The sequence below is a fragment of the Mycobacterium sp. DL440 genome, assembly GCF_011745145.1.
Classification (GTDB): domain Bacteria; phylum Actinomycetota; class Actinomycetes; order Mycobacteriales; family Mycobacteriaceae; genus Mycobacterium.
The window spans coordinates 6,158,552-6,182,238 of sequence record NZ_CP050191.1; the positions used below are offsets into that span (position 1 = coordinate 6,158,552).

The following is a 23,687-nucleotide window of genomic DNA, read 5'->3' on the forward strand; positions in this document are numbered from 1 at the left end:
TGTCCTATCCGTGTGGGTGTCGCCAGCGCTGTGGATCGCATTCCAAACCTGCTCGGTCCCAACTGGCCAGATCTGCCGCAGCAGTGTAGGTCGATTGCAGGAAATCCATCAGGGCGGTGCGCCTGGACCAGTTGACGCCAGAACAAGGGGCTTGCCGAGATTCGCGTTACAATGCCCAGTTGTTGCAGGGCGGTGAAGGTTTCGTCGTAGAAGGTCACCTGCCACCAATGATTGATCAGTGGTGATTGCGTCAGCCGGATCTTCCCTACGATCTGTGTCCACATGTGCAGGGTGTCGCGGGTGGGCTCCCAATCCGATACCCGTAGCGCGGGCCAAGCGTTGCCTGGACGAGCGTTCATGGGACAGATGCCACCTTCCGCGTCGACGATTCGTCGATCTCCAACCTCGGTGACGCAAGCCTAGCCGCGCGTCACCGAGGATTACCGCGGAATGGTGGCACTCCTCCTTGTGATGCGAGCCAGGATGGGCTCGGCGGCGATGACGGTGAAGGGGGTCTCCACCGGAAAGTCGTCCTGCAGTGAAGTCACACCGGCCTCGCGCACGATGGTCGCCAGGGCCAGGGTGGCCTCGAGCATGGCGAAGTGATCGCCGACGCAGGACCGCGGGCCACCGCCGAAAGGCAGGTATTGCCAACGGTTTCGGCCGGCCGAGCGCTCAGGGCTGAACCGGTCCGGGTCGAAGGTCAGCGGATCATCCCACAGCGCCGGATCGCGGTGCATGACGTAGAAGTTGACCATCGCCATCGTGCCGGCCTCGGCGCGGTAGCCGTCGACCGTCATCTCCTCGTTGAGCATCCGCGGCGTACCGGCGCCGGGCGGGCACAGGCGCAATGCCTCGTGCAGGACCCGCACAGTGTGTTCGAGGTGCGGCACATCCTCGGGAGTCAGTGTTCGTTCGCCCAGCGCCGCGACTTCGTCGTACACGCGGGACTGCAGATCGGGATCGCGGCCCAGCGCCCACAGCGAATAGCACAGCGTCGTCGAGGTGGTGTCGTGCCCGGCGAGCATGAAAAGCACCAGTTCATCGCAGATTTCGTCGTCAGTCAGTGCTCGGCCGGTGTCCGGGTCACGGGCCTCGATGAGCGCGCGCACGAGCGGCGCATCCCGATCGGGATCCGCGCGCACCGCGGCGAGGATCTCGGCGGCCAGGCGATGCAGGCAGGCATTGGCCGCTTTGGCCCGGCGTTGACCGCCGGTGGGCACCCACTGCGGAAAGTTGACCGGACGGACCGACCGATCGGAGATCCACGACAACGCGGTACGTAGCGCGGGGCCCACATCGTCGGCGCGCTCGTCGAGATCCAACCCGAACACCGAGCGGCCCAGCGCACGCAGCGTGAGCGCCCGGCAGGCGACGTCCAGATCGACCGTCGTCCCGTCGCGCCAGCCGTCTGCGATCGAGTGCGCCGCGGCGGCCATGTGCCCCGCATAGCGCGGGACGTTCTGCTTGGTGAACATCGGCTGTAGCGTCCGCCGCCGGGGCAGCCAGCGCTCATGCGGCAGATTCAACAGGTTGCCGCCCATCAGCCGGCGCAGCTCGACCATGTTGAGGGCGCTGCCGCGATCGGCGACCGAATCGCGGCGGCCGAGGACATCGCGGGCCCCTTGCGGGGAGGTGACCAACAGGACCGGGGGGATCAGCCAGCGCGGGCCCAGCACCAGCCGGCTGACGGGACCGCCTGCGTCGCGCAGCCGCTGATGTCCCTCGATGAAGGACCGCATCGCCCTGATCAACTGGCGGTAAGGCAAGGGATTGCGCGGAGCCAGCGGCAGCGTGGCTGTCGCCGGAGCGGGCTGAATCTCGACCATGTGCCGAGTGTCTGCCCGCCCGGTCAGCGGCCACTAGAGTAGTGCGTTACCCGATTTTCCCGGTGCGGGGGTTCTTGCTGGTAGCGATGCATGTCACGGTGCGGTCCCCACGTTGCCAGGAGTCCACGGTCGGGTACAGGACGAACAGCTGGATCCCGGTTTCGCCATTCGCGTCGGGGGCGTACTGGGCCAGCGCCGGCGCACATTTGTCGGCGTACTTCACCACCGCGGCATCGCCAGGGAAATCCCCATCGGGCAGTGGCAGCACGGCGAACACCTCACCTTTGTGCGGCTGATCGCAACCCACTGTCTTGACGTACAACACCCGGCTGCTGTCGGGTATCTCGGTCAGGCAATCACCCGAACGGACCTGGCTGGCCTCGGTGGCGCCGCGGTCCCGGGCCAGGTAGAACACCGCGCCGGCGGCGATCACGATTGCGACCAGCACCACGACCGCCAACAGCACCCACTTGAGCGCCGGGGACTTCTTCGGTGTCGCTGAGAACTGGTCGGGGCCGGTGGAATACGGCTGCGGCGGGGGTGGCGGGTAACCGTGAGGCGGCGGGCCCTGCGGTCCAGGGGGACCGGACGGGTAGGTCATGGCTCGACGATATCGAGTGCCCGCAGCGCCGCGTCGACCGCAAGGGCCGGCACGTTCAGGCGCTTCGATCCGAGGTCGTGACGGGCACCCTCGATGACGACGAGTTCGGTCGGGCCGCTCACCAAAGCCGCGGCGGCCGTGAGCTCCTCGATCGTGCCGAACGGGTCGGAGGTGCCGTGGGTGAATACCGTGGGCACGGTGATGCCGGGCAGATGTTCGGTGCGGGCGCGTTCCGGCTTGCCCGGCGGATGCAGCGGGTAGGAGAAGAGGGCCAGCACGTCCGGGCCTGCCCCCGGTTCATTTCCTGCGCTGGCGACCATCGAGGTCATCCGCCCGCCGTAGGAATGCCCACCGGCGATCACAGGGCCGCCGGTGCGGCTGCGGGCCAGTGCGATCGCCTCAGCGATGCCTTCCTGGTCGCCTGCCGCCGATCCCGACGGCGGTCCCTTGGGCCGGCGGCGGCGGTAGGGCAGGTTGTAGCGGATGGCCAGCCAGCCGCGGGAGGCCCACTCGTCGCAGATCTTGACCAGCATCGCGGAGTCCCGGTTGCCGCCGGCTCCGTGGGTGAGGACCACAATTCCCCGCGCCGGTCCCTCGGGTTCGTGGGCGACCCCCGCAATCGCGTCGAGGTTCATGACTGCAGCCGGAACAGGGCGTTCACCGGGCCGTGGCCGTGGCCCAGCGGATAGGCGGACCGGATACCTTCGGTCACCCAGGCCTTGCCGAACTCCACCGCCTGGGGCACCGAATAGCCGTGTGCCAGTGCACAAGCCGTTGCGGCCGCCAGGGTGTCGCCGGCTCCGTGGTCGTTGCCGGTATCGATCCGCGGCGCGGCGAACTCGTGGAACTCGGTGCCGTCGAACAGCAGATCCGGACTGGCCGACGACGAGCGCAGGTGCCCGCCCTTGACCAGCGCCCACTGCGGACCCAGCGCGTGCAGTGCGCGCGCCGCGTCCCGCTGCGAGGCCTCGTCGACGACCTCGATGTCGACCAGCAACCGGACCTCATCGAGATTCGGGGTGACCAGTGTGGCCAGCGGGAACAGCTCGGTGCGCAACGCGTCGAGGGCGCTGTGGTGGAGCAACGGATCGCCGTGCATCGAAGCGCACACCGGGTCGACGACCAGTGGCACTGCTCCGGCCAGGCCTTCTGAACGCCACGTCTCGGCGATCGTGGTGATGATCTCCGAGGACGCCAGCATGCCGGTCTTGGCGGCCTGGATCCCGATATCAGTGACGACCGCGCGCATCTGATCCGAAACTATATCGATCGGGATCTCGTGAAAACCCTTGACGCCGACGGAGTTCTGCACCGTCACCGCGGTGACGGCGACGCAGCCGTGCAGGCCGAGCATTGCGAAGGTCCGCATGTCGGCCTGGATCCCGGCGCCACCGCCGGAATCGGACCCGGCGATGGTCATCACCCGCAGCGGGGTGTCACCCGCGGGCACCAATGGCAAGAAGTTCACGTCGGCCTCACGTGGTCAAGGGTAGATAGACACGGTTCCCGTGGTCGGCGAACTCCTGGGATTTCTCGGCCATCCCGCGTTGGATGTCCTCGGGGGCCACCCCGTCCGGATAGGCATCCCGGATGTCCTGTGTGATGCGCATCGAACAGAACTTGGGGCCACACATCGAGCAGAAGTGCGCGGTCTTGGCCGGTTCGGCGGGCAGCGTCTCGTCGTGGAACTCGCGCGCGGTGTCGGGATCCAGTGACAACGCGAACTGATCGTGCCAACGGAACTCGAAGCGCGCCTTCGAGAGTGCGTCGTCTCTTTCCTGTGCCCGCGGATGCTGCTTGGCCAGGTCCGCGGCGTGCGCAGCGATCTTGTAGGCGATCACGCCGTCCTTGACGTCCTTGCGGTCGGGCAGGCCCAGGTGTTCCTTGGGCGTGACATAACACAGCATCGCGGTGCCGGCCTGGGCGATGATGGCCGCCCCGATCGCCGAGGTGATGTGGTCGTAGGCCGGGGCGATGTCGGTGGCCAGCGGGCCGAGAGTGTAGAACGGCGCTTCCTCGCACCATTCCTCCTCCAGACGCACGTTTTCGACGATCTTGTGCATCGGGACATGGCCCGGGCCTTCGATCATCACCTGCACGCCATGGGATTTCGCGATCTTGGTCAGCTCACCCAGGGTGCGGAGCTCGGCGAACTGGGCCTCGTCGTTGGCGTCGGCGATCGACCCGGGTCGCAGCCCGTCGCCCAGCGAGAACGTCACGTCGTAGCGGGCCAGGATCTCGCAGAGTTCCTCGAAGTGGGTGTACAGGAACGACTCGGTGTGATGCGCCAGGCACCAGGCCGCCATGATCGACCCGCCGCGGGACACGATGCCGGTGACACGCTTGACCGTCAGGGGGATGTAGCGCAACAGCACTCCGGCATGCACCGTCATGTAGTCGACACCCTGCTCGCACTGCTCGATCACGGTGTCGCGGTACATCTCCCACGTCAACTTGGTGGGGTCGCCGTTGACCTTCTCCAGTGCCTGATAGATCGGCACGGTCCCGACGGGGGCCGGGGAGTTGCGCAGAATCCACTCTCGGGTCAGGTGGATGTCCTTGCCGGTCGACAAGTCCATGATGGTGTCGGCGCCCCATCGGGTGGCCCACACCATCTTGTCGACCTCCTCGCCGATCGACGAGGTGACTGCCGAATTACCGATATTGGCATTGACTTTCACCCCGAATGCCTTGCCGATGATCATCGGCTCGATCTCGGGGTGATTGTGGTTGGCGGGTATCACGGCGCGCCCCCGTGCTACTTCGGCACGCACCAATTCAGCCGAAACACCTTCGCGCTCAGCGATGTACGCCATTTCGGCGGTGATCTCCCCGGCGCGGGCCCGCTGCAGCTGGGTGCCGCGATCTTTGTGTACTCCGGGCCTTGGCGGCAGGCCGGTGCTCAGGTCGATCACCGCACGCTCATCGGTGTACGGGCCCGAGGTGTCGTACAGGTCCAGATGCTCGGAGTTGGTGAGGTTCACCCGGCGAAACGGCACCTGGAGCGTCGTGCCGTCATGGTTGACCTCGCGATAGACCTTGGTGCTTCCGGTGATCGGGCCGGTGGTCACCGATGGGTCGACCGTGCCCCCGGAAGAGGCGTCAATAAAACTACTCATTTATTCATCTCCCTACGCCGGCATTACCCGGTCAGGTTCGTACGGTCGACGGGCGTACCCGTCCTCTCAGTGCGCTCGTGCGCACTCCCGCGTGTGGTTTGCAGGGCCCAACCTAGCGCAGAGGGGGCGGCGGAGGGAACCGGATGCCACCGTTTCCGACGTCAGGGCTGTATTGAGCGTGGCGGCACGACCCTGGTGTCGAAACCGGTGAAGCGGAGGCACCGTGGAGTTGCCCCGGCTTGATTTGCATAGCTAATATATGTGTTTTGCACGTTTTGGGTCGCCCGCTGGCCCTGGATATAGCCCTTGAAGCGATACGAGATGCGAACACCACATGACGACTGAAGCTGAACACAGCAGCCCGCCAGGCGCGGGCGGCACCGCCGAGGCCGAGACCGCCGACAGGCGCAAACGGATGGATCATGACCACCCGTTCTACAAGTGGGTGGTGCTGTCCAACACCACGTTGGGCATCCTGCTGGCTTCCATCAACGCCTCGATCGTGTTGATCTCGCTGCCGGCGATCTTCCGCGGCATCGGGTTGAACCCGCTGGCCCCCGGCAACGTCAGCTATCTGCTGTGGATGCTGATGGGCTACCTGGTGGTGACAGCCGTGCTGGTCGTGCCGTTCGGACGTCTCGGCGACATGTACGGCCGGGTCCGCATCTACAACCTCGGCTTCGTGGTCTTCACCCTGGCGGCGATCGCGCTGTCCTTCGACCCGTTCCAACTCGGTGGCGGTGCGGTCTGGTTGATCGGTTGGCGCGTGATCCAGGGCGTCGGCGGCGCCATGCTGATGGCCTCGTCGTCGGCGATCCTCACCGACGCCTTCCCGGCCAACCAGCGCGGCATGGCGCTGGGCACCAACATGGTGGCCGCCGTCGCCGGGTCGTTTCTCGGGTTGCTGATCGGCGGCTTCCTGTCCGAGTGGCATTGGAAGGCCATCTTCTGGGTGGGTGTCCCGATCGGCATCATCGGCACCATCTGGAGCTACCGCTCACTCAAAGAACTCGGTGTCCGCACCGCCGGACGGCTCGACTGGGCCGGCACGCTGACCTTCGGGCTGGGCCTGACGGTGCTGCTGATCGGCATCACCTACGGCATCCAGCCCTACGGTGACTCGACCACCGGTTGGACCAGCCCGTGGGTGCTGGGCTCCATCGCCGTCGGACTGTTGCTGTTGGTGGCGTTCTGCATCGTCGAGCTGAAGGTGTCGTCGCCCATGGTCGACGTCCGGTTGTTCAAATCGGCCGCGTTCGGGATGGGCAACCTGGCCGGGCTGATGTCCTCGGTGGGCCGTGGCGGGCTGCAGTTCATGCTCATCATCTGGTTGCAGGGCATCTGGCTGCCGCTGCACGGCTACAGCTTCGAGTCCACGCCGCTGTGGGCCGGCATCTACCTGTTGCCGGTCACCATCGGGTTCCTGGTCGCCGCGCCGATCGCCGGATCGCTGTCCGATCGCATCGGCGCGCGGCCGCTGACCGTCGGCGGCATGCTGCTGATGGCAGCCACCTTCGTGGCGCTCCTGCTCATCCCGGTCAACTTCGACTACTGGGTGTTCGCCATCCTGGTGTTCCTCAACGGCCTCGGCGGCGGCATCTTCACCGCCCCCAACACCGCGGCCATCATGTCGAGCGTGCCGGCCGATCAGCGTGGGGCGGCCTCCGGTGTGCGGTCCACCTTCTTCAACGCCGGCAACTCGCTGTCGATCGGCATCTTCTTCTCACTGATGATCGTCGGGCTGGCCAACACGTTGCCCGCGGCATTGACCACCGGCCTGACAGGGCAAGGTGTTTCGGCCTCGGTGGCCCACGACGTGGCGAACCTGCCCCCGGTCGGCAGCCTGTTCGCGGCCTTCCTGGGCTACAACCCGATGGCCGAACTGCTCGCGCCTTCCGACGCGCTGCACCAGCCGGGCGTGAACGCCGACGTCATCACCGGACAGACGTTCTTCCCACAGCTGATCACCGAGCCGTTCCATTCCGGCCTGACGGTGGTGTTCGCTGCCGCGGCGGTGATGATGGTGATCGGCGCGGTGGCGTCGATGTTCAGTGCGGGCCGCTATGGGACGGAGGCTGGAGCCGACAATCAGGCCTGAGAGGCCGGAGCCGACAACGAGGTCTGAGACACCGACCTACACTCGGGCTCGTGACCACCACACAGCGCCGCGGATTCAACGACGCCATCACGCGCTTCTGGAGTTTCGCCGCACCGGCCTACGACCAGGGCTGCCTCCAGCGGTGGGTGTACCGACCCGCCCAGGATGAGGTGATCGCCCAGCTGCAGCAGCGCGGTGCCCGTCAGATCGCCGATGTCGCCTGCGGTACCGGCATCCTGGCCGACCGTATCCAGCGCGAACTACTCCCTGATGAGGTCTACGGGCTGGACATGTCCGAGGGCATGCTCACTCAGGCCGGCAAGCGGACCGATGAAGTGCGGTGGAAGTCGGCCCCTGCCGAGGAACTGCCATTCCAAGACGGCTTCCTGGACGCGGTGGTGACGACCTCGGCATTCCACTTCTTCGACCAGCCTGCCGCACTTGCGGAGTTCTACCGGGTGCTGGCCCCCGGCGGCATGGCGGCGGTGGCGACGATGAGCCCACGTCGTACCTTCCTGCCGCTGCACGCGTTGTCGGCCGACCTGGGGGCACCCGCGCACAGCCCCACCGAGAAGGAGATGCGCGCGCTCTTCGAGGCGGCCGGATTCACCGTCGCAGAACAGCATCGGGTACGCCGGCCGATATGGACGCCGATCTCCGACGCCATCACTGTGGGCGTGAAGCCGTCGTGACCGAGAACGACGACAGCCAGCCTCAGATCAGCGGTTCGGTGCAACTGCGCCGCGATCGCTGTGCCACTACGACCGCCGACCAACGGATGCTGGACCGGCGCGGCCCCACCGATTGGGTGCACACCGATCCGTGGCGGGTGATGCGCATCCAGGGCGAGTTCGTCGACGGTTTCGACGCCCTCGCTGAAATGCCAAGGGCTGTCACGGTTTTCGGATCGGCCCGCACGGTTCCGCATTCACCCGAGTACCGGTTGGGTGAGGAGCTGGGCATCGCGCTGGTGCAAGCGGGCTATGCGGTGATCACCGGGGGCGGACCGGGCTCGATGGAGGCGGCCAACCGCGGGGCCAGTGAGTCCGGCGGCTACTCCGTCGGACTCGGCATCGAACTGCCCTTCGAGCAGCACCTCAACCACTGGGTCGATCTGGGTATCAACTTCCGCTACTTCTTCGTCCGCAAAACCATGTTCGTGAAATACGCGCAGGCATTCGTGTGCCTGCCGGGCGGATTCGGCACCCTCGACGAACTGTTCGAAGCGCTGACCCTGGTGCAGACCCACAAGGTCACCAGGTTTCCGATCATCCTGCTGGGCGTCGACTACTGGTCGGGCCTGATCGACTGGATCCGCAACACCGTTCTGCGCGAAGGAAAGATCTCCGAATCCGACCTGGCCCTGATCCACTGCACCGACAGCGTGGCCGAAGCCGTGGAGCTCATCGCCGCGTCGGCGGGGTAGCCGACGAGTAGCGGCGCGGCTTCCCGGGCCCCAGCTCGGCCAACGTCGCCACCCGGGTCACCTCGACCGGGTGCCCGAGCAGAAGATCCAGCGCCTCGCGCACCCGGTGCTGGTCGCCGGACGCGATCACCGCCGAGACGCGGCCCTCCGCGTCCTGGCTGACGCTCCACCCGCGGGCGCCCGCGGCCTGCAGTTGCTGGGTGAGGTCGACGCAGGGCACCGCGACGCCCGTCGTCGACACGAAAACCGTTGCCTCCCTGCCCTCCAGCTCAGCCAGGGCGGGACGACCGCGATGGGTGACCAACCGCGCGTAGTCGCCGGTGCGGTAGCGCACCAGCGGCAGAAACTGGTTCTCTCCGCACGTCACCACGACCTCACCGGCCAGCACCTCGACGTGCACGCGGCGTTCGGCCACCACGAACGGTCCGCCGTCGTCGCTGACCGCGATGGGCCGGGTCTCGTGCAGGCCGTAGACATCCAGGACCGGGCAGTCGTACGCCGCCACGAGGGCCCGGCGCAACGGGGTGGTCAGCGTCATCGCCCCGGAGATCAGCGCCAGCGGCCGCAATACTGTGGCGAGCCCGGGTTCCAGCAGCACCTCCAGCGAGGTGGGCGTCCCGCTGATCACCTGTGGATCGGTGTGCCGCAGATAGGCATCGCGCTGCGTGCCGCCACCCGCCCACGCAGCCGGATGCAGGTTCAGCCGGGCCATCAACGCCTCGTCGAAACCCGGGACCACCGAGGCGTAGGTAAACGCCTGCCGCTGAAATACCGTCTGCACCAATGCCACCCGATGGTTCACCGGCACCCAGTCGGCACCCACCAGGCCGCGCAGCCAGTGAAATCCGCGAGCCAGCTCGTCCGGGTCGTCGGGCATCACCAGGGCGGCGCCGGTGCTGCCCGAGCTCGTACCGTGCAGCATCCGGCTCAGGTCGGCGTGCGGCGGGACGAACGCCGCGATGTCGTCGACCAGGTCTTCACGCCCGATCAGTGGGAAGTCGGTGAGGCTGTCCAGTGGGCCCGTTCGGTGTCGATAGGCAGGCAGGGTGCGGGCCAGTGCGAGATGCTGCGGCAGCCAATCATCAAGCGGCAGTTGACGGGTGGCTGCCTGCTGTTGGCCAGGGGTGAGCCGGTGCCCGACGCGATGACACCAGGCCGGCGCGAGGGGGTGCTGTTCCAGGGCGGCCAGCCGGTCCCGCCCGGCCGTCGACAGGCCCGGCCAGCGCTGCTCGTCGGTCAACGCCACCTGGCCGAACGGCACATAGTCGTCGAGCCGCAGCGGATCGTCACTCACTGTTGTACCGTGCCGCAGCTTCTTTCGCCTGGGCGTCGGCCAGGCGGCGTTGTACGGCCATGCGGTGCTCGTGATCGGCCAATGCCTGAGCCAGCGCACCCTCGCGTCGCACCGAATCGCGCATCTCGAACAGCGCACGGGCCTGCGTTGCGTCCTCGCCGTGCGGCAGCAGACCGTTCCACAGCAGAAAAGTGCGCACCGCCTCGTCGCGGCGTTCCGCATCGCTGAGCCAGCGGCCGGGGTCGACCAGCGGTGCCACCCGAAATGCCAATGCCAGCAATGCCGTCGCTGCCTTGCGGTCATCGAGCGGCGCGGTGAGCGGCCCGATGAGCTCGGTACTGGCGAACAACCACAGCCCGATGGCGGCACCGCGTCGCGAAGCGGGCGTGCCCCGCTCGGCGATGCGCTGGGCCGCTGCCGCGCAACCGGTGTGGTTGAACACGTCGCATGCCAGCGCCACCACGTCGACGGTGTCGGCGAGAAATGGTTGCGGCGTGCTCGCCATCCGGGCGGCGACCTCGTCGACGCCTGCGCCGGGCTTCAGCGTCGACCACACCGCCTGCTCGTCCAATCCCTCGGCGAACCAGTTCGCCAATTCCTGGCCGGTTTCCCGGCTTGCTTCCTCAGCCATGCGGCACCGCCCGCCGATACCCGGCGATGTGCGCCGCCAACCTCGCGCAGACCGCCGGTGCGTCGGACATGTTGTCCAGATAGTCGACGTCGTAACCCGCTTCGGCGGCCGGAGCGGCCACCGAACGGGAACGGTTCTGCACCAGCAGGGTCGCGGTGTCGAGTTGCCGCCGTACCGCGGCCGCCACTCCGGCGTACTCTTCCTGACCGGCACCGAACAGCGACATCAAACCGTCGTCGGACAGCACCACCAGGTGGCGCAGTTCATCATGGCCGCAGTCGCCGGGTGGGTACCGGTGCGCCAGCAGATCGAGGGGAAACACGGTGCTACCGCCGAAGAACGTGGTCAGCTGGCGCATGATCTCCAACCGGTCGCGGGTGTACACGCTGTCCCCGGCCACCTGACCCGGGCCCGACCATGACGTGACCCGAACCCGCCCACCGCCTTTGAGCACCGACAGGACGAGGATCATGCCGGCCAGCACGGCCGGGGAGCCCCGTTCGGGGCGCGCCATCGAGCCGGACGAGTCGATGTAGAGATCCAGGGTCACCGCTTCGGTGGTGACGACCGGGTCGTCGGGCAGTTGACTGCGACGACGTGTCGTCACCCCGGGCACCACTGCCGGGTTCACGGCGAGGGTGGCGGGCCAGTCCAGCTCGGTGGCATCGTCGCCGAGCTCCCACGTCTCCAACGGCCCGGGAATCCCGTGAGCGGCGACGCCGCGGCCGGACTGCAGCAGCGGGCGGATCCAGGGCCGGGCCTGCGCCTCGTACCAGGCCAGCATCACGGCACCGGGGTCGGATCCGGCGAAGAGGTCCAAGGTCTGTGCGACACCGTAACTTTGACCCGATGCCTGGCCCGCCGAGGGCGCGCCGACAGCGGCCGCCGCCGGGTGCACCGCAGGCTCGTTGAGCCGCGGATCGGCCAGCACCTGGCCCAGTTCGGCCGTGGTGGCCGGTGCTCCGCCCTGCTCGGCGCATCCGCCCCCGGGGAGAGCGGCGCCGTCGGAAATCATGGATTCCAGTACCAGGTAGGGCACCAGCACCATGCCGAACGTCAGGGCGCCGCTCACCGGGTCCGCGCCGAAGGTGCGGATCGCCTGTGCCACATACTCGGCGTCGGAGACGGGTTGCACCGGCTGGCTCAGCAGCAACTCGTCCTGGAGTGCGCGTACCCGCATGGCCGCGGCCCGGTGGACGCGTTCCTTCTCCCGCAGATCCTCGCGGACCATCGACACGTCGAGCGTGGCGGGGTCGATGTGCTGGCGGGCTCGCACCTCTTCTCGAACGCCCTGGGGCACTGCGGGAGGGTCTTTGGGGCACAACGTGTTCGACGGCAACGACCACAGCAGCTCGTAGGCGCGCATCAGCACCCACCAGGCCGCGTTCGACACCGGCTCCCTGGCGGTCAGTGTGCGCCACAGGGCGATCATGTCCGGTTCGGTGCCCGGGTGCTGCCTGCGCTGCATGCGGACCACCCGGTCGTTGATCAGCAGATCCGACCACAGATTGGACAGGCGCCGGGCCGTGGCCGTGACAGGAATGGCACGTCGCGGATCGCTGGCCACGATCGCCCGGGCCATCTGTTGCAGCAGTTTGAACGAGACGATGCGGGTGCTCGGGGACAGCACGTGATGGCCGATCTCGTGGGCGAAGACGCTCACCAGGTGGTGCTGGGCGCCCTGGCGGGCCAGCTCGTCGACGTCGATCGAGATCGACGGCGGGAACGAGAACCAGGCGAACGTACCGGTTGCACGGTCGCGCACCATGTTCGGCGGATGAAGTTGCACACCCCATAGATCGAGTGCGGCCCGCCAGGCCACCAGCTCGGGGTCGGTGGGTGTCCGCCCGGTCATGCCGGCCAGATCTCGGCCAGGTAGGAGGTCGGGCGCACCACCAGTTGCGCCGGGCCGGGTCGGTCGATCTGCGGGCCGGCCGCGGGCGCATCGGAGATCACGTGGCCGAATACGTCGGCGTCGATCTGCCAGCGCTGCGCACCGACGTGCACCGTCCACCTGCCCGGCCCTCGCGGTGTGGGATCGGTGGGCGGCTGATCCCACCTGCCACCGAGACCGGTGAAACCGCCGATCCGGGCGATCAACTGGCCCGGCTGGCGCAATGGCCAGTAGAACCGGTCGACCGCCTGCCCATCGGTGAATGGGACGACCGCGTCGACCGGCAGGCCCAGCACCGAGGCCGCGAGATCGATTGGTAACAGCTGTAAACGGGACAACGCATCGTCGCGGATCCCCAGCACCCCGGCCCGCCAGGCAGCCACCGCCGCGACGTTGACCACCGCCTCCGGCGCCCCGGAGATGCCGCTCAGGGCATGGCGGTACCGCCGCGGATCACCGCCGAAGCGGGCCACGTTGTCGGCCGACAGCGCCAGGTCGAGTCCGGGCACCGCCGGAAGGTCGGCGGGCGCGGGCAGGCCGAGGTTGACCTGGTGATACGCCCGGGCAATCACCGGCCGCTCTCCAGCCAGTGCAGATAGTTCGAATACCGTTGGTAGAGATACTTCAACGCGACCAGATCATCGAAATCCCGGCCGTACACCTTGCCGACGCCGGAGACCGACGAGATGCGGGCCTCGATGGTGGTGAGGCGTCGCGACACCTCGAGCGCGTCCAAACCGTCCAGGCCGTGGCTGAACTCGTCGAGCAGCTCAGCCACCGGATCCTCGCCATCCCGCGCCAGCGCGACGAACTCCCGGCACGAGGTGTCGAATAGGTCGGTCAGCCAACTCGCCGGGTCCGACGCCAGTTCCCGGTCTGCTCCGGTGTCGAACCGGGGATGGGCGGTGTTCGGTAACAGCTTGCCGCGCAAGGCAAACGGAACCATCGCCCGCACATCCTCAAGCGTGACGGCGTCGTTGCCGCGGAACCACGCCAGCGCCTTGGCATAGAGCACCAGATTCTGCAGCGAGCGCACCGACACCCCGTTGACCGTCTGTGCGCCGAGATCGACCTGCAGATCGGCACCCGAGTTGGCGTCGATGACCTGCTCCACCTCCAGACCGGCGGTGGCCACCACATCTTTGGTCCGGTACTCGAAGCGGCGCCCACCGTGCTGGACGAACTCGAAGTGGCTGACGAAAAATTCCAACCGGCGGCGCACGTCGGTGGGCACCGGAATTCCGCGGATCATCTCGACCATCGCCGCCTGCTCGGCGGCGCCGAACACCAACTCGGCGGGCACGTTGTCCTCCGGGCGGTCACCGGCCTCCACCCGGCTCACCAGCTCGTCGAGAAATCTGCTGTTGAACCCGAACGCCTGCACCGTCACGTCGATGCGGTCCCGCAGGGCCTGGATCACCGGGAAGGTGCCGCCACCGCCGTCGTCGTTGGCGGTGAAAAACCAGCTCTGCACACCGTGTTCGGGTGCGGTGACGTGCATCTGGTCGTGGCTTTCGACGTAGCCCTCGGCGACCATGGTCAGCAGCGCCGACTGGGTCTTGGTGGGAATCCGGTTGTACTCGTCGACGATCTTGACCGGCGCGGTCAGCCAGCTCTTCCAGGCGATGGTGATCTCGGCCAGGCTGCCGGCCTGCACCAGATCGCGCGGCAACGGGATCCCGACCAGATCACCCACGGTCAGCTGCGGCTGGCCCTGCTGGACATGGCGACGCACATCGGCGGGGGTGGACCCGGCCAGCACCCCCATCAGTACCGCCAGGGTGGTCTTGCCGCGGCCCGGGCCGCCGATCAGCAGGCACCGTCCGCCGACGGCGAAAGTCAGCAGCGGGACAAGGACATTGGAGGAATAGGCGGGTTGTTTGGGGAGGCTCAAGGATGCGCCCGCATCGCCGAGCGGGTAGTTGACGGTGGTGTCAGAACCGAATTCGACGTCGTAGAACGGGGAGATCACGGCCTTGTTGATCAGCCAGAAGTAGGCACGGCGCAGCTTCTCGTCGAGAGTGACCGTCGGCTCCGTCGGCGGCGTGAACAGGTCGGCGGCGGTGAGGCCGGCCGCCGGAGCGTGGCCCACGGGCAAGGTCGGCGATTTCGATACCGCACTCCACCTGGTGGTCATCCGCCCCCTCCCGTCGGGCCAATGTTAACCGTCCGAAGCGTGCCGCCCATGCGTTGATTCTGCGGCCAGGGCACGGCTCACTCGAACTTTCTCGCCGTGGCCGCAGAATCAACTGAGAGTCTCAGCCGAGCTCGACCACGACCGGGGCGTGATCACTGGGCGCGGTGGTGCCCTTCTTGGGGCGACGCTCGTCCTTCGCGATCTCGGCATGCGTGACGCGTGATGCCAGGCCGGGGGAGCCGAGGATGAAGTCGATGCGCATCCCGCGGCGCTTCTGGAAAGCCAGCTGGGTGTAATCCCAGTAGGTGTAGATCCCCGGCCCAGGCGTGAAAGACCGGACCACATCGGTGAATTGGGCGTCGTGCATGGCCTGGAAGGCGGCCCGCTCGGGCTCGGACACATGGGTGCGGCCGGCAAAAGCCGCCATGTCCCAGACGTCCTCGTCCCTAGGTGCGATGTTCCAGTCGCCGACCAGTGCGATGGGCTTCTCCGGGTCGTCCTTCAGCCAGCCGGAGGCGGTATCCCGCAGGGCGGCAAGCCAATCCAGCTTGTAAGCGTAGTGCGGATCGGCCAGTGTGCGGCCGTTGGGCACGTACAGGCTCCACACCCGCACCCCGCCGCAGGTGGCTCCCAGCGCGCGGGCCTCGGCGATGGCCTCTTCCTCCGGTTTGCTGCTCCAGGTCGGTTGGCCCGGAAACCCGATCTCGACGTCGTCGAGGCCGACCCGCGAGGCGATGGCCACGCCGTTCCACTGGTTGAGTCCGATGTGCGCGACCTCGTAGCCCAACGCCGCGAACGGCATCATCGGGAACTGCGCGTCGGTGCACTTGGTTTCCTGCATGGCCAGCACGTCGACGTCAGCGCGCTCCAGCCAGTCGACCACGCGGTCCACTCGGGTTCGGATCGAGTTGACGTTCCAGGTGGCCAGGCGCATGGGGGTAGAGACTACGGGTCAGCGTGAGCCGAGGACATCGTCGGCCGCGACATAACGGGTTTGGTGGTGCAGCCGGAAACCCAGCGAGGTGTACAACGCGATGGCGGCGTGATTGTCGACTTCCACCTGGACATAGGCCTGCCGGGCACCGGCCTCCGCGCCCCAGGCCAACAGCGCTTCGCACACCGTCCGGGCGTGGCCCTGCCCGCGATGGGCGGAGGAGACCCGAACCGATGAGATACCGAGCCAGGCGGACCCGTCTGGCGCCGTCGTCACCGCACCGCGGCCGACGGCACAACCGGGCACCGACGCGAAGGTCAGCCGCCCCTCGACCACGGCCGTCAGGACGTCAGCAGGCACCGCGCGTTCGTAGATCTGGAACCACTGTGCGCCCGGTTGCTGCGCCAGCGTGACACTCGAGGTCGAGGGTTGCGCCGGCGTGACAGTGGGTTGTCGTGGCGTGCCCGCGGCGGGCAGCGGGCGCACCATGACCCGGGCCGGTTTGATACCCGGCGTGCGAATCGGCAGCAGCCGTTCGGGCAGGGCCAGCCAGGCCGGCAGGTCACGGGCCCGGTACCAGTCGCGCACCTCGGAAAGGTCGGCGATCTGCGCCGACATGTCCAACGGGATAGCCGAATTGGCGCGGCTGGTGACCCCGTGCCCGGCGCGCAGTAGCCAGCCGCCCAGCCAGTGCTGCTCGACGCCCGGCCACGCCAGTGCCGCCGCATGTTCGAGCGCGCGGATCTCCGAGGCCCGCACCGGGGCGTGCGACAACTCGCGCACGCTGACGATGTCGGCCGGCGCGACGTCGACCAGTTCACCGTCCTTGGTGCGGATCAGCACCGTCGGCTCCAGGCGCTCCAGGTGCCCGATGACGTCGGTGAGCGGTTTGGCCGACCCCATGGGCAGCTGATAACGCAGGCTGACCCGGGACCCGAGCGCAGGTAACTCAGGCATCGGTGAACATCAGTGACCGAAGGGGTCGGGAACCTCGCCCGGCATCCAGGACAGGCCGGGAACGCCCCAGCCGTTCCGCTTGACGGTCTTCTTCGCGGCCCGCGCGTGCCGGCCGACGAGCCGGTCGATGTAGAGGAATCCGTCGAGGTGCCCGGTCTCGTGCTGCAGCATCCGGGCAAACAAGTCGGTGCCCTCGAGAGTGACCGGAGAACCGTCGGCATCGAGGCCCGTGACCCGTGCCCAGTCGGCCCGACCGGTCGGGAAATTCTCGCCCGGCACGGACAGGCAGCCTTCCTCGTCGTCGTCGGGGTCGGGCATCGTCTCGGGAACCTCGGAGGTCTCGAGTACCGGGTTGATGACGACCCCGCGACGCCGCGTGGCCTGGCCGCGCGTCGGGGCGCAGTCGTACACGAACAACCGCTTGGCCACGCCGATCTGGTTGGCGGCCAAGCCAACGCCGTTCGCGGCATCCATGGTGTCGAACATGGTCTGGATGAGCTCGGGTAGGTCTGCGGGCAGCGAGCCGTCGGGGCCGACGGGCACCGGTTCGGTCGGTGTGTGCAGAACGGGATCCCCGACGATGCAGATCGGTACGACAGCCATGGGGGAAGCTTAAGGTGGCAATCCTTCTCACCCGACTCGCGGGTTTATGTGTCAGCTCAACCCAGCAAGCCGTGGTTGAATAATCGCCGAACCACAGCGATGTTATTTCTCACGTGTCGGAAGGGTCCAGGGAGCAATATGGACGGCGCCATGGCGCGGACTGAGCAATCCGGGGACGACTCTGACCTGAGTGATGGGCTCACCCGGCGCGAGCACGATATTTTGGCCTTCGAGCGCCAGTGGTGGAAGTACGCCGGCAGCAAGGAAGACGCGATCAAAGAGCTCTTCTCCATGTCGGCCACGCGGTACTACCAGGTGCTCAACGCCCTGGTGGACCGCCCCGAGGCGCTGGCCGCCGACCCGATGCTGGTCAAGCGGCTGCGGCGGATGCGCGCGACCAGGCAGAAGGCGCGTGCTGCGCGGCGGCTCGGCTTCGATATCAGCACCTAAAGGCCGCCCCCGCACGCGAGGAGGACAAATGGCCTGGGTGAGGCATCGAGCCGTTCGCTCGATACAGTGGTGGCGATGAATCAGCGAGACTCCTCCGGGTTACCCCTGCGCGCCATGGTGATGGTGCTGTTGTTCCTCGGGGTCGTGTTCCTGCTGGTCGGTTTCCAGGCGCTCGGCTCCGATGACGACTCAGCGGATCAGTCGTCGTCCGTGGCCACCACGAGCGCGACGACCACCACGAAGCCATCGGCGAAGGCCGAACCCGCCCCCGAGGTCAAGGCCGACGTGCGGGTGTACAACATCTCCGATGTCCCAGGTGCGGCCGAGACCACGGCCAACCGTCTGCGTGAGGCGCACTGGAATGTCACCGAGACCGGCAACCTGACGCTGGAAGGTGTCGCCGGCACCACCGTGTTCTTCGGTGAGACTTCGGGTGAGAAGGACGCCGCCGAAGCCGTTGGCAAGGCAATCCAGGCGCCCGTCGAACCCCGACGCCCCGAACTTCTCGAGCAACCACCGGGCGTGATCGTGGTAGTCACCGGCTAGGCTTTGGGCATGCTGAAGTCCGTCAGTGTTGCCGTCCTGTTCGCTGCCCCGGTTGTTGCGCTGAGCGCCTGCAGCCCTCCCGGTCAGGTGCCCTCCGACACGCCCGGTACCACCCCGGCGATCTGGACCGGATCGCCCTCGCCCTCGGCGGCCGCTCCCGGTGAGCACGGCAGCGGGCACGGTGCGCAGGGCACCACTGGCGGCGAGACCCTGACCGCGGAGCTCAAGACCGCCGACGGCACGGCCGTGGCAACCGCCGACTTCCAGTTCGCCGACGGCTTCGCGACCGTGACCATCGAGACCACCACTCCGGGCAAGCTGGCTCCGGGATTCCACGGTCTGCACATCCACTCCGTCGGCAAGTGTGAAGCCAACTCGGTGGCCCCCACCGGCGGTGCGCCCGGTGACTTCAACTCCGCCGGCGGCCATTTCCAGGTACCCGGACACAGCGGTCATCCCTCCAGCGGTGACCTGAGCTCGCTGCAGATCCGCGCTGACGGCTCGGGCAAGCTGGTGACCACCACCGACGCGTTCACCGCCGAGGATCTGCTGGCCGGCACCAAGACCGCGATCATGATCCACGAGAAGGCGGACAACTTCGCCAACATCCCGCCGGAGAAGTACCAGCAGGTCGTCGGCGGAGCCCCCGGCCCCGATCAGGCGACCATGGCCACCGGCGACGCCGGAAGCCGGGTGGCGTGCGGTGTTATCGGCGCAGGCTGACAGCCGCATCGATTTCGCCGGGTCGCCCCGGCCCACCGTCGGCGTCGAGTGGGAGTTCGCTCTCGTCGACGCCGACACTCGCGACCTGAGCAACGGCGCCGCCGAGGTGATCGCCGAAGTCGGCGAGAGCCCGCACGTGCACAAGGAGTTGCTGCGCAACACCATCGAGATCGTCACCGGAATCTGTGACAACACCGGTGAAGCGATGGATGACCTGCGCGGCACTCTCGGCTCCGTACGCAAGATCGTGCATGACCGCGGCATGGAGTTGTTCTGCGCGGGGACGCATCCGTTCGCGAAATGGTCGGTACAGCAGCTGACCGACGCGCCCCGCTACGCCGAGCTGATCAAGCGCACCCAGTGGTGGGGCCGGCAGATGACGATCTGGGGTGTGCACGTGCACGTCGGGATCTCGTCGGCGCACAAGGTGATGCCGATCATCTCCTCGCTGCTCAACCAATACCCGCATCTGCTGGCGCTCTCGGCGTCCTCACCCTTCTGGGAAGGCGAGGACACCGGATACGCGAGCAACCGGGCGATGATGTTTCAGCAGCTGCCTACCGCCGGCCTGCCCTTCCAGTTTCAGGCCTGGTCCGAGTTCGAGGGTTTCGTCCACGATCAGAAGAAGACCGGCATCATCGACCACCTCAACGAGATTCGTTGGGACATCAGGCCGTCGCCGCACCTGGGCACCATCGAGGTGCGGATCTTCGACGGGGTGTCGAATGTGCGTGAGCTCGGCGCGCTGGTCGCGCTGACCCACTGCCTGATCGTCGATCTGGACCGCAGGCTCGACGCGGGTGAACAGTTGCCGACCATGCCCCCGTGGCACGTGCAGGAGAACAAGTGGCGTGCCGCCCGCTACGGACTGGACGCGGTGATCATCCTGGACGCCGACAGCAATGAGCGGCTGGTCACCGAAGACCTCGACGAACTACTGAATCACCTTGAGCCGGTGGCCAAGTCATTGGGATGTGCAGACGAGCTGGCCTCGGTGGCCGACATCTACCGCGGCGGCGGCTCCTATCAACGGCAGCGTCGCGTGGCCGAGGAGAGCGACGGCGACCTGCGCGAAGTCGTCGACGCCTTGGTAAGCGAACTCCAACTTTGAGGATGAGGGCTATGCGGCGGATCGTGGCGGGGATTGTCGTGGCGGGCTTCGCACTCTCGGGCTGCAGCACCGTCACCGCCGGAACGCCGATGGGCGATCCCGATCAGACCGGCATCTCCACCACGACGACCACCAAGCGCCGCCCCACCAACACAGCGGCGCCCTCGACCCCGGTCGTCCCGCGTCCCGGGACCAGCAGCGGGGCCAGCACCCCGCCGCCCAACGGGATGTCGACCACCTGCCGGGAGTACTCCTCGATGAACGAGGCGACCCAACTCGGGATGGTCGAGCTGCTGGTGGAGAACGGCTATGCGGGAATGAAGAAGAATCCGTTCCTGTGGACATCGTTCATCGGAGCCATGTGCGTGTTGGCCGACCGCGATTCGACTGTGGTCGACGCAATCAACAAAAAGGTGCCGGGCTGACATCTCTGGGATGAATTGCCTTGTAGTGCACCGAGATATAAGGCCAGGCCTGCATCGCGGTGACACCGTCCAGGCCGCGGATGCTCTCATCGAGCACGTTCAGCAGATCCTCGTCGCGGGCGGTCACCACCTCGGCCAGGACATCCCAACGCCCGGCGGTCAGCGCCACATACGACACCGTCTCCACGCGGGTCAGCGCCTCGGCGACCTTCTGGGCGCCGGCCCGGCCGTCGGTGCGGATCGCCACCCAGCTGCTGTGGCGGTAACCGAGGCGCAGCGGGTTGGCGATACACATCACCCGGGCCGCGCCCGTGTCCACCATCCGGCTGTAGCGCGACCGGATGGTGGTCTCGGATAAGCCCAGGGCTGAAGCGAAGTCGCGGAATGCCGCACGGCCGTCGACGGCGAGCCGGGTGAGGATCGCCCGGTCGATGTCATCGAGCGGACGCGGCCGCACGGCACCACCCGCGAGCGCACCGGACAGCCGGGCCTGCTGATAGTGCAGCCGCAGGTAGGGGAGCAGCTCCACCGAGCGCACCCCCGGCAGCGTCGCGATCCGGCCGAAGGCCACATCGTGAAGTTCCCGGGCGTCGGTGCAGACCAGCTCCAGCACCACCCCGTACGGCCCCGTCGTCGCCGTCACGTAATCAGCCTGGGGCAGGTGGGCGATCTCCGCGGCCAGCTCGACCGGGGTACGCGATCCATCGACGGTCAGCAGGGCCAGACCCAGCGCGCCGAACCCGAGGACGGCCGGATCGGTGACGGCGGCGATGGTCATGTACCCCTCGCTCAACAACCGCGAAACACGGCGGCGCGCAGTCTTTTCCGTGATGTCTGCCCGACGGCCCAACTCTGCGTAGGGGATGCGGCCGTCGGCCTGTAACAGTTCGATCAACTGGCGGTCGACCGCGTCGAGGTCGGTGTAGCCCGGATCGGACAGCAGCGTGCGGGCCGTCTCAAGCTCCGCTGACCGTGGCATCACCCGAGGCTACCGGCTCGTGCGCATTGACCAAACCGGAGGCGAGGACGATTCTGGCCCCATGACGGTCTCACCGATGTTTCCCCTCGAAGTGGCGATGCTGCCAGGTCAGGAACTGCCGCTGCGGATCTTCGAACCCCGCTATGTGGCGATGGTGGGCGACTGTATGGCCATGTCGGAGCCGTCTTTCGGGGCGGTGCTGATCTCGGCCGGTCGCGAGGTGGGCGGCGGTGACCGTCGATGCGACGTCGGGGCGCGGGCCTTGATAGTGGACTGCCAGGAGTTCGGGGTCGGCAAGTACCGGCTGTTGTGTGTGATGGGTGAGCGAATTCGGGTGCAGCGCTGGCTCGACGACGATCCGTATCCGCGCGCCGAGATCGAACTCTGGCCCGACGAACCGGGCGACCCGGCGGACACCGCCCGCATCAGCGACGTCGAAGACCGGATGGTGTCGTTGCTCGACCGGATCGGCGAGGCTCGTGGCACACCGATCCGCAGCCGCGAGATCGTGGAGTCCGCCGGCGTCGACCCGGAGAACCGCTTGTACGCCTTGGCGGCTCGGCTACCCATGGGGCAGGCCGACCGCTATTCACTGTTGGCCGCACCGTCGGAGGCCGCCCGCGTCGAGGTGCTCAGCGATGCCGTGGAATCCGTCACCGCAATGGTGGAGTTCCAGCTTTCGGAGTAGCGGAGCAGAATTGGACACGCGATGAGGGTGCTGTCTCCGGGGTGTCGTCGGCCGGGCTTCGCCAGGAAGGCCGTGGCCCACGATCACGGCGATCTTTATCAGCGATTTCTCGTCGAAGCCCTGTCACTGTGTGGCATCGGCGTGGCAACCACGCTTCGGGAGAGTTGAGGAGAGTTCGATGCACCCACAGGAAATGCCGCGCCACCGGCTGAAGATGTTGGCAGCCGTGACCGGAATGGGCGCCATGGCGGTGCTGGGCGGGGTAGCCGTCATCGATGCAGCCACGCCGGGGCCGACCGAGTCGTTGGCGACGAAGTTCAGCAGCACCACGACCGTGAAGCCGCCGCCGACAGTGCCCGAGATCTCATTCGCTGCGCCGACGGTCAAGGCACCGCACAAGTAGCAGCTTTTGGGGCTAGGCCCGGAATACTCAGGGCATGGCTTCTGTGCTGACAGCCCCCGACGGTACCGATCTGGCGTTGGAGACGACGGGAACCGGACCTCCGGTGGTTTTCGTGCACGGGTCCAACGGGGGTCTGGATTCCTGGGCCGACGTCGCTCAACGGGTCACTGGTTTCCAGGTCGTGCGGTATGCGCGCCGAAACCACCCGCCGAGCGCAGTTGGCGCCTCGCCCAACAGCTTTGCGGTGGAGGCCGCGGATCTGAAGTGCGTGCTGAGGTCGGTGACCGATGCGTCCGGAGCGGGCGCGCACATCGTCGGTGGTTCCTACGGGGCGACGGTGGCCCTTCATGCCGCGCTGGCCGACACCGATCACATCGCTTCGCTGGCGCTGTTCGAGCCGCCTTTGTTGTTGTCCGGCGCGCACCTGTTGCCGGTCCTGGAGCGCTACCGGCGGTTGTGCACCGAAGCCCGCTATGCGGATGCGGTGGCCCTTTTCGCCCGCGAGGTCGCCTGCGTACCTTCTGAACTGGTGGAGGCGGCCTCGTTCGAGCCCGAAAGCGAAGAAATCGGCCGGATCACTACGCTGTCTGCCGGGGCAGATCTGGAAGCGATGGCCCATGACGGTCGTGACGTCGACCGGTGGGGGGCCATCACCGTGCCGGTGTTGCTCATGCAAGGCGGCCTGAGTTGGCCGCCACTGCCTGAGGGCATGGAGCGCTTGGCCGCGGTACTTCGCCGCGCGCGGCGAGTGGTTTGGCCCGACCAGTCCCACTTCGCCACCGCCGTGGTGCCCGACCGTGTTGCCGAGGCACTGCAGGATTTCTATGCAACGGTGTGAC

At 67.3% G+C, this 23,687-nt stretch carries 26 protein-coding genes, 1 pseudogene and 1 riboswitch; of the genes and pseudogenes, 11 read left to right on the forward strand and 16 right to left on the reverse strand.

The window, feature by feature from the left end:
* Positions 1-4: 4 nt before the first annotated feature.
* From HBE63_RS31995 to thiC, 7 genes and pseudogenes are all read right to left on the reverse strand, one after another.
* A complete protein-coding gene (locus tag HBE63_RS31995; protein ID WP_371814838.1) occupies positions 5-109 on the reverse strand; it encodes a DUF5996 family protein in 105 nt (34 codons plus the stop codon).
* A gap of 97 nt (positions 110-206) precedes the next feature.
* Positions 207-359, reverse strand: a pseudogene (locus HBE63_RS31650) (DUF5996 family protein); the annotation flags it as partial.
* Positions 360-440: 81 nt separating this feature from the next.
* A complete protein-coding gene (locus HBE63_RS30005) occupies positions 441-1,829 on the reverse strand; it encodes a cytochrome P450 (protein ID WP_166908773.1) in 1,389 nt (462 codons plus the stop codon).
* A gap of 46 nt (positions 1,830-1,875) precedes the next feature.
* On the reverse strand, positions 1,876-2,430 hold the full coding sequence (locus HBE63_RS30010) for a septum formation family protein (RefSeq protein WP_166908775.1): 555 nt from the start codon (positions 2,428-2,430) through the stop codon (positions 1,876-1,878).
* A complete protein-coding gene (locus tag HBE63_RS30015) occupies positions 2,427-3,065 on the reverse strand; it encodes an alpha/beta family hydrolase (RefSeq protein ID WP_166908777.1) in 639 nt (212 codons plus the stop codon). Before HBE63_RS30015 ends, HBE63_RS30010 begins: the two co-directional genes overlap by 4 nt.
* Positions 3,062-3,898: a bifunctional hydroxymethylpyrimidine kinase/phosphomethylpyrimidine kinase gene (gene thiD / locus HBE63_RS30020; protein WP_208301254.1), complete on the reverse strand. Its 837-nt coding sequence runs from the start codon at positions 3,896-3,898 to the stop codon at positions 3,062-3,064. The genes HBE63_RS30015 and thiD overlap by 4 nt, the downstream gene beginning before the upstream one ends.
* 7 nt (positions 3,899-3,905) lie before the next feature.
* Positions 3,906-5,549 (reverse strand): phosphomethylpyrimidine synthase ThiC, encoded by a 1,644-nt coding sequence (gene thiC / locus HBE63_RS30025; protein ID WP_166908779.1) that lies wholly within the window; start codon positions 5,547-5,549, stop codon positions 3,906-3,908.
* Positions 5,542-5,649, reverse strand: a riboswitch (TPP riboswitch). It overlaps the preceding gene by 8 nt.
* Before the next feature lie 234 nt (positions 5,650-5,883).
* On the opposite strand from thiC, the gene HBE63_RS30030 reads away from it, so the two are divergent.
* The 3 genes from HBE63_RS30030 to HBE63_RS30040 are packed head-to-tail and all read left to right on the forward strand — an operon-like array spanning position 5,884 to position 9,073.
* Positions 5,884-7,647: an MFS transporter gene (locus HBE63_RS30030; protein WP_166908780.1), complete on the forward strand. Its 1,764-nt coding sequence runs from the start codon at positions 5,884-5,886 to the stop codon at positions 7,645-7,647.
* Positions 7,648-7,697: 50 nt separating this feature from the next.
* Positions 7,698-8,339, forward strand: a complete 642-nt coding sequence (locus tag HBE63_RS30035) for a class I SAM-dependent methyltransferase (RefSeq protein ID WP_166908782.1) — start codon at positions 7,698-7,700, stop codon at positions 8,337-8,339.
* Positions 8,336-9,073, forward strand: a complete 738-nt coding sequence (locus tag HBE63_RS30040) for a TIGR00730 family Rossman fold protein (protein ID WP_166908784.1) — start codon at positions 8,336-8,338, stop codon at positions 9,071-9,073. Before HBE63_RS30035 ends, HBE63_RS30040 begins: the two co-directional genes overlap by 4 nt.
* Here HBE63_RS30040 and HBE63_RS30045 read toward each other — a convergent pair.
* From HBE63_RS30045 to HBE63_RS30080, 8 genes are all read right to left on the reverse strand, one after another.
* On the reverse strand, positions 9,051-10,367 hold the full coding sequence (locus HBE63_RS30045; protein ID WP_166908786.1) for a CoF synthetase: 1,317 nt from the start codon (positions 10,365-10,367) through the stop codon (positions 9,051-9,053). The two genes, HBE63_RS30040 and HBE63_RS30045, sit on opposite strands and share 23 nt — an antisense overlap.
* A complete protein-coding gene (locus tag HBE63_RS30050; protein ID WP_166908788.1) occupies positions 10,360-10,998 on the reverse strand; it encodes a phosphohydrolase in 639 nt (212 codons plus the stop codon). The genes HBE63_RS30045 and HBE63_RS30050 overlap by 8 nt, the downstream gene beginning before the upstream one ends.
* Complete coding sequence (locus HBE63_RS30055; RefSeq protein ID WP_166908790.1) at positions 10,991-12,853, reverse strand: VWA domain-containing protein; 1,863 nt, start codon at positions 12,851-12,853, stop codon at positions 10,991-10,993. Before HBE63_RS30055 ends, HBE63_RS30050 begins: the two co-directional genes overlap by 8 nt.
* Positions 12,850-13,464, reverse strand: a complete 615-nt coding sequence (locus HBE63_RS30060) for a potassium transporter Kef (protein ID WP_166908792.1) — start codon at positions 13,462-13,464, stop codon at positions 12,850-12,852. The genes HBE63_RS30055 and HBE63_RS30060 overlap by 4 nt, the downstream gene beginning before the upstream one ends.
* Entirely contained in the window at positions 13,461-15,029 is a 1,569-nt protein-coding gene (locus HBE63_RS30065; RefSeq protein WP_166908794.1) for a MoxR family ATPase, read from the reverse strand. The genes HBE63_RS30060 and HBE63_RS30065 overlap by 4 nt, the downstream gene beginning before the upstream one ends.
* Positions 15,030-15,150: 121 nt before the next feature.
* Positions 15,151-15,963: an exodeoxyribonuclease III gene (locus tag HBE63_RS30070; protein WP_166908796.1), complete on the reverse strand. Its 813-nt coding sequence runs from the start codon at positions 15,961-15,963 to the stop codon at positions 15,151-15,153.
* 18 nt (positions 15,964-15,981) lie between these two features.
* Positions 15,982-16,920 carry an N-acetyltransferase gene (locus HBE63_RS30075; RefSeq protein ID WP_166908798.1) on the reverse strand — a complete coding sequence of 313 codons (939 nt, stop codon included), beginning with the start codon at positions 16,918-16,920 and terminating at the stop codon, positions 15,982-15,984.
* Between the two features lie 9 nt (positions 16,921-16,929).
* Positions 16,930-17,523, reverse strand: coding sequence for a peptide deformylase (locus tag HBE63_RS30080; RefSeq protein ID WP_166908800.1), 594 nt, complete (start codon positions 17,521-17,523; stop codon positions 16,930-16,932).
* A 138-nt stretch (positions 17,524-17,661) separates the two neighbouring features.
* Between HBE63_RS30080 and HBE63_RS30085 the strand changes: the two genes are divergently transcribed.
* The 5 genes from HBE63_RS30085 (at position 17,662) to HBE63_RS30105 (ending at position 20,778) form a co-directional block, all read left to right on the forward strand.
* On the forward strand, positions 17,662-17,973 hold the full coding sequence (locus HBE63_RS30085) for a DUF3263 domain-containing protein (RefSeq protein ID WP_166908802.1): 312 nt from the start codon (positions 17,662-17,664) through the stop codon (positions 17,971-17,973).
* A gap of 75 nt (positions 17,974-18,048) precedes the next feature.
* Positions 18,049-18,519: a LytR C-terminal domain-containing protein gene (locus HBE63_RS30090; RefSeq protein ID WP_166908804.1), complete on the forward strand. Its 471-nt coding sequence runs from the start codon at positions 18,049-18,051 to the stop codon at positions 18,517-18,519.
* A 9-nt stretch (positions 18,520-18,528) separates the two neighbouring features.
* Positions 18,529-19,242: a superoxide dismutase family protein gene (locus tag HBE63_RS30095; RefSeq protein ID WP_166908805.1), complete on the forward strand. Its 714-nt coding sequence runs from the start codon at positions 18,529-18,531 to the stop codon at positions 19,240-19,242.
* Entirely contained in the window at positions 19,223-20,353 is a 1,131-nt protein-coding gene (locus HBE63_RS30100) for a glutamate--cysteine ligase (protein WP_166908807.1), read from the forward strand. The genes HBE63_RS30095 and HBE63_RS30100 overlap by 20 nt, the downstream gene beginning before the upstream one ends.
* A gap of 11 nt (positions 20,354-20,364) precedes the next feature.
* Entirely contained in the window at positions 20,365-20,778 is a 414-nt protein-coding gene (locus tag HBE63_RS30105; protein ID WP_166908809.1) for a hypothetical protein, read from the forward strand.
* On the opposite strand, the gene HBE63_RS30110 is transcribed toward HBE63_RS30105, so the two are convergent.
* Positions 20,756-21,757 carry an Lrp/AsnC family transcriptional regulator gene (locus HBE63_RS30110; RefSeq protein WP_166908811.1) on the reverse strand — a complete coding sequence of 334 codons (1,002 nt, stop codon included), beginning with the start codon at positions 21,755-21,757 and terminating at the stop codon, positions 20,756-20,758. The two genes, HBE63_RS30105 and HBE63_RS30110, sit on opposite strands and share 23 nt — an antisense overlap.
* Positions 21,758-21,818: 61 nt before the next feature.
* Here HBE63_RS30110 and HBE63_RS30115 point away from each other — a divergent pair, with 61 nt between their 5' ends.
* The 3 genes from HBE63_RS30115 to HBE63_RS30125 all read left to right on the forward strand — a co-directional run bounded on the left by HBE63_RS30115 (position 21,819) and on the right by HBE63_RS30125 (position 23,686).
* A complete protein-coding gene (locus tag HBE63_RS30115; protein ID WP_166908813.1) occupies positions 21,819-22,445 on the forward strand; it encodes an LON peptidase substrate-binding domain-containing protein in 627 nt (208 codons plus the stop codon).
* A gap of 178 nt (positions 22,446-22,623) precedes the next feature.
* Positions 22,624-22,848 carry a hypothetical protein gene (locus HBE63_RS30120; protein ID WP_243858378.1) on the forward strand — a complete coding sequence of 75 codons (225 nt, stop codon included), beginning with the start codon at positions 22,624-22,626 and terminating at the stop codon, positions 22,846-22,848.
* A gap of 34 nt (positions 22,849-22,882) precedes the next feature.
* Entirely contained in the window at positions 22,883-23,686 is an 804-nt protein-coding gene (locus HBE63_RS30125) for an alpha/beta fold hydrolase (protein ID WP_166908814.1), read from the forward strand.
* The last annotated feature ends 1 nt before the right edge of the window (position 23,687 follow it).